Origin of the sequence: Campylobacter sp. W0014, assembly GCF_020135975.1 — a bacterium.
Classification (GTDB): domain Bacteria; phylum Campylobacterota; class Campylobacteria; order Campylobacterales; family Campylobacteraceae; genus Campylobacter_D.
On the sequence record NZ_JACHTR010000054.1, the window covers coordinates 1 to 2,550 of the forward strand.

Sequence of the window (2,550 nt, forward strand, 5' to 3'; positions counted from 1 at the left end):
AAGCTTGGTAGCTTTGAAGTGTTTCCAAAGAAATACCGGTTTTACTTATAGCTCTTTCATAAATTTCTCTACAATCAACCACATCTTTATGGTTAGCAAAAATAAAAAATTTCTCTTCTTTTAAATCAACAAAGGCAGTTGAACTTGCAGAATTAAATCCTATATTGGTTTTAGCAATTTGATTTTTACTTAAATAATAACTAGTGCAATGATTTTCATAAATTAAATTAATCATTTGTTTTTTTCTGGCTTGAAAAAATTCTAAATCATTTCTTAAACTAAGACATTTAAAGCAGTCGGAGTTATAATTTAAGACTTCCCCTATATTATCTTCTGTAAGTATTTTTTGATTATTTTTATCTTTAACAATAAAAGGCAACCACTTATAAACTGCTTCAGCATGATCTAAATCTTGCTTGAAGTCATTATTAGATAGTTTTTCTAATATAGATTTATCAAGTATTTTTATATAAATTTGCATAGCTTCCAAAACCAAAAAAGAATCAGGAATAACAAATTTATTTACATTTTTATATTCACTTATATAAAACAACTCTTGTATATCTTTATAAATAAGATTAAATTCTTTCTTGTTATATACGCTATTTTTACACAAGTTATTAAAAATTTTATCCAATACTACACTAATATAATTTTGATTTTCATCTTGGATATCTATTTGATCTCCTGATAAAAGCTTATTTTTCTCACTTAAGTCAATTAAATTTTGTGCATAAGAATTTAGATAATCCATAGCACAGGCAATATCCTTTTTAAATTCTTTGATATTTTCATTATTTTTTACTAAATGCTCATAAAAATAACTCGCCCAAACTATATTATACATAAAATGGCTAGTTAGCAAATAATTTTTTTCAAGCTCTCCTATATGAATTAAATGCAACTTGTCTGTATTTTTATAATCAAACTTATCTTTAATATCTAAGCCATATTTATAACCCAAATCAGCTATCACAGATCTTGATGACTCTAGTGCTTGTCTATATTCTCGTGAAAAATCTTCTTTATCAGGGATAGGTTTAGCTATAGTTTCTATATGATGTATTTCTATACTTGTTTTGCCTTTACTTGCTTGTTTTATATTTAAAGCACATTCATCAAGTCTTTTTTGATCTATTTGTCCTTGTGAATTTTTACATTCTTCGATCAAACCATCAGTTCCATTTTCTATATTTAAAACTTTAGAGCAATTATCTAAAGTTTTTCTAGTCATACCAAAGCCAAAAAGTTTTTTAATACCTTTAATGAGTAATTTAAAAACAACCCTAACAGCTCTAATAAAAATATTTATAAGACTTGCTACAGCACCTCCTATACCAGCTCCATTATAAGTATAAAGTTTTTGAATATATTTTTTTTGCCCAAAGATACAAAAACATTGAGCCAAATGTCCTCCTAAAGAATGCCCCACAACATCTATTTTAAAATCATCGCCCCCATGCTTTTCTCTAATGATTTTTAAAACTTCATCACTATAATTCATCAAAGACACCACTTGTGGAATTCCAAGTCCCAAAGCTATACAACCATCTGTAAAAAATGCATCTTTTAATATCTGTGTTCCACCTGTTTCAGTGCCACGAAAAGCCAAGATATAAGTATTATCATCTTTACTTGTATCTTTAAAAACAGTATGAGAATAACCACTAATGCTAGTATTTTTTACATGATCTATAACTTCATAACGAGATACAAAGTTTTTAGTACGTGGGCTAAGATGATGTCTGAATTTTCTAGGATCTTTATTGTGTTTAGCAAAATTTAAAGCCAGTAGGTTTTTTTGAACTTTTGCTTCTTTGTCTTCTTGATTTCTATAAATAAAGCTTTGCGCTTTATTTCCAATAACTTGATCCTCATCTAAAGCTTCATTGTCTTTTCTAGGTTTTTTAAAGACAAGATCAGCAGAAAATCTAGCTTCTATAATGGTAGCATAAGCTGTAGGATCTCCTATTCTACGTATTTTATTTAAAATGAGTTTTTTTATTTTTTCACCTGTATTACACCCATCTTCTATCTCATACCCTAACTTTATCCCATCTGCATAAAGCCACAAAGGAGGAGTAAAAGCACTATCAAAAAAACCTTTTTCATCATTCTCATCGATTAAATCAAGCATAGCATAACTAGCATCTGCTATATCAGCATAGTCTTTGATTTGAGAGATAAGTTCTTTAGGGTTCATTAGTAACTTTGTCCTGTATATTTTTCATCACTTTTTATAAATTTACCATTAGTAAAATAATGAAAAGATCCTCCTCCTGCACTTTTACGACTAATGCTAGAAAAGCTAAATCCTCTTCCTTCATCTCCAAATAATCCATAACTTTTTACTTTATAATCTATCATAGTAGCAAAAACAACAGGATATTTTTTACCCTCACACACATAATAAGTTGTCATACCTAAATAAGGTCTTAATTTTTTATAGTTTTCTTCACCCATATATGCTTTAAATTGATCTTCATAGTATGCAAATTCGGGTTTATCATCGAAGTTAAAATCATAGTCAGGATCATCTACATCATAATT

2 protein-coding genes are annotated in these 2,550 nt (G+C 28.1%); both read right to left on the reverse strand.

The features are described 5' to 3' along the window. On the reverse strand, nucleotides 1-2,203 hold a 2,203-nt coding region (locus tag H2277_RS08780), incomplete at its 3' end, for a hypothetical protein (protein WP_337201937.1). After that, nucleotides 2,203-2,550: tRNA 2-selenouridine synthase (locus tag H2277_RS08785; RefSeq protein ID WP_337201938.1), on the reverse strand; the 348-nt coding region annotated here is incomplete at its 5' end. The genes H2277_RS08780 and H2277_RS08785, both read right to left, overlap by 1 nt.